The sequence below is a fragment of the Bacillus sp. GMs2/2 genome (assembly GCF_050172095.1).
Classification (GTDB): Bacteria; Bacillota; Bacilli; order Bacillales; family Bacillaceae_G; genus Bacillus_A; species Bacillus_A cereus.
Window position 1 is genome coordinate 1 of the sequence record NZ_JBNLYE010000425.1, and the last position, 3,141, is coordinate 3,141.

Genomic DNA, 3,141 nt, shown 5'->3' on the forward strand with positions numbered 1-3,141 from the left:
TCTGTATTATATAAAATCTATATAAAAATGAAAAACTACCTACTTCCATAGGTAATTGGGGTACGGAAACATCGCTATCAAGCTAAGATGTTGAAGTATCCCCCATAACGAAAAAAAAACCACGCTAAGAGCATGCAAGATTTAGATAGCTCCACCCAATAGTAAGTCAAATAAAAAAAGAAGCCTATGAAGGCTGCTTTTTACTTTTATTACTTTACTGCATTAACAAGAGCTTTTCCTTTGGTGTAAACAAATCTTTCCCATTTAGCTAGCAATCCATTTCCATTCTCACCACGTTCTATTTTTAAAGCATGATCTTTATGGAATTCTGTTACTCGTTTAGTATGCTCTTTCTGCCAATAATGTAACTTATTATGTTTCATTATTATTCCCACCTTTCATTTTAATACTGTTAAATTTAAATACTTAATACCAGAGTGTCAATCAGTCTCCAGTACTAATTCAGAGGAATAGCTGTCTTGTAAATTAGTTGTTGTTTTCCATGCCATTTATATAAACAACAATTTCTAATAACAATATTATCAAAAGGAGGAAATCCCGTTGTTGATGATTTCTTTTTTTTATTATAATTACGGTACGTGAAATTATTATGGTCTGTATTAAAAAAGCCCCCATAGATCTTACACCTATGAGGGCTACCTAAGGGTTTTTAGATTTTCGACTCCATTCTATTGTAACGGGCTTTCACCATACATGAGAAACATAATGAACCAAAAACAGACAATCATAATAAGAAACTCTTTAAACCCTTACTGAGGTAGCACCACCTGCACGCCCTTTGACTGACACTGCCATTGATGTGAGTCAATACCTTGGGGCGCCAAAGGAAGTAATCGATGAACTAAAAAGACAGTTCGCTTTTATCCTGGATCCTACTTTTAATCCTAACCATCCGCCAGCTGGCTACAATTTTCCGTTTCCGTCTCCTCATTTTATGTATGATGTTACTAGGTGGCGTCCAGTTGAGGAGGCAAAATTACGAAAAGAGCCTTTACTGATTCTGCAAGGGGCACGCGATTATCAAGTAACAGTAAAAGATGAATATACAAATTGGCAGGAAGGACTTTCAAACCGCGAGAATGTTCAGTTCAAAGAATATCCGAAATTGAATCATTTCTTCACGGAGGGTGACGGGGAATTGAGTCTTCCAAGTGAGTACGAAATCCCTGCAAATGTTCCCGAGTACGTCATCCAGGACATTATTACATGGGTCAATGAGATAAAAAAATAAGAAAACATCAAAAGCCTTCATGCAATCATCATTGCGTGAAGGCTTTTTTGAAACTAGTGATTCAGACATATCTATTATTTTCAACATCATTTAATATAATATTTGCCCCAAAACGAAAAATTAGAGTCTTTTATAGCAATGAAGTTCATTTTTATCGTTTTGGGAGCAATCTGTTCTGTTAGCTTGATGGTGATGGGGTGCTACCCCTATATGGAGTTATAGCAATCAGTTAAATGCTGAATGGACGTTTGAATATAAGCAAGCTTATGTAGTTTGGAACAGCAGACGATCTGTTTTAGTTTTTGCATGGAATAATTCTGGAGCTGTATTCCTATCCAGCGAAATTTTTATAAAATCTTTATTTTAACTTTCATTTTATTTAATAAATAGGATCTAGAATGAGTTGTATACCCACTATGGATTTTTTAATATGTAATCGGCGTATAAGAATATCTGTTTTTCCAAATGAAATTTCATGATGGGTAATATTCTGAAAAAGGATGTGTTCATTTTGTAAAAAAAATTAGTACTCACAATGACTGTTGGTATTCTGGGAACAAATTTGGAAGAAGTACTGGCAGAGATTGCACATGCAAACTCTCTTCAAAGTCAGGAGAAAAAGTAATTGATAAAGAAGTGATAGGTAGACCAGCAAAGGGAATAGGAAAAGGATTATTAAGGGAGATAAGAGAACTCACTGTTACACAGGCCAACAATCAGTATTATTTACAAGATACAACAAGAGGAGCAAAGATTATAACCATGGATGGCCAAAGGCGGGATGCTGATAATATAACCTGACTGAACTCGAACTGCCACACAGATACTATCCATCACTTTAAGAAATTTGGCTGCTCTTAAGTGTATAAATAAGGAGGATACATATGAAAATCAAGAAAAATTTTTTATCAGTTATCTTAGCACTCAGTACAATGGTTACTGGAAGTACAGCATTTTTAACTTCAACAGTTCATGCGGATACAGAGTCGGTCGTACAAAAAAATATCCAAAAGCCCTTAGATTTTAATAGTTTGGCCAATAAACCCCTTGCTGATGCATGGGGAGAAAAATTCTATCATCAGTGGATTCCAAACGTTAGTAGTACAGAGATAGAAGAGTTCAAGTCATATATGGAGACAGGCTATCATCATTTAAATACGTATCTTCTGGAAAATAAGGGTCAATTAACAGGAAAAGATATGAAAATGGAACAAAAAATCAAGCATTTAGATCGAGCATTTAGTTCTTCCAGTGTACCTGATGACATAGTGGTATATCGTAGGAGTAAGGAAAGCTCGTTTGACTTAACGGAAGGCACGCTCATAAAAGATAATAAAATAAATGAACAAGAATTTTCTAAATTTAAAAACAAATTATTAGGGAAATATAAAACTGATTATACGTATATGAGCACATCTATTCTTAAGGATCCTTCAGATAGCTTTAATGGGAGACCAATTTTAATTCGTCTAACGGTACCTAAAGGAAACCATGGCGCATATATTGCTCCGTTAAGCGCTTATCCATGGGAAATGGAGATGTTGCTGCCGAGAAATACGACCTATAAAGTGAATGATATTTCATATGTTAAAAATGGTAATAGCAATTATGTACTAGTTGATGCTACTATCCAAAAATAGTGGAAGGCCTGTAGATTATCATTCCAAATATTAGAATGATGGTGTTCGTAATTTTGGAGTTAGCAATAACGAGGCTTTGAGACAAACAAATTGGACTGGTACCTCTTCTGAAAAATGGTATTTATGAGACAAGGGAAATAACATTGTTTTGAATATATACTTTTCCGGAGATTTATTCGATATACGAAGAAATGTTATAAACACAGTGTTTGCAATGAAATGAAAGTAAAATTTTGGATAAAAGTTTAC

2 protein-coding genes and 1 pseudogene are annotated in these 3,141 nt (G+C 34.5%); 2 read left to right on the top strand and 1 reads right to left on the bottom strand.

What is annotated here, in order from left to right:
• Positions 1-209: 209 nt before the first annotated feature.
• Positions 210-383 carry a hypothetical protein gene (locus ACQGS6_RS25480; RefSeq protein ID WP_176545305.1) on the bottom strand — a complete coding sequence of 58 codons (174 nt, stop codon included), beginning with the start codon at positions 381-383 and terminating at the stop codon, positions 210-212.
• Positions 384-778: 395 nt separating this feature from the next.
• Between ACQGS6_RS25480 and ACQGS6_RS25485 the strand changes: the two are divergent.
• Both ACQGS6_RS25485 and ACQGS6_RS25490 read left to right on the top strand, forming a co-directional pair.
• Positions 779-1,252 (top strand): annotated as a pseudogene (locus tag ACQGS6_RS25485) (alpha/beta hydrolase); the annotation flags it as partial.
• A gap of 884 nt (positions 1,253-2,136) precedes the next feature.
• Positions 2,137-2,892, top strand: a complete 756-nt coding sequence (locus tag ACQGS6_RS25490; RefSeq protein WP_426965808.1) for an ADP-ribosyltransferase — start codon at positions 2,137-2,139, stop codon at positions 2,890-2,892.
• Positions 2,893-3,141 lie beyond the last annotated feature (249 nt).

Coding starts and splice junctions, on each gene's coding strand:
- ACQGS6_RS25480 (WP_176545305.1), bottom strand. CDS start 383: ATGAAACATAATAAGTTACATTATTGGCAGAAAGAGCATACTAAACGA.
- ACQGS6_RS25490 (WP_426965808.1), top strand. CDS start 2,137: ATGAAAATCAAGAAAAATTTTTTATCAGTTATCTTAGCACTCAGTACA.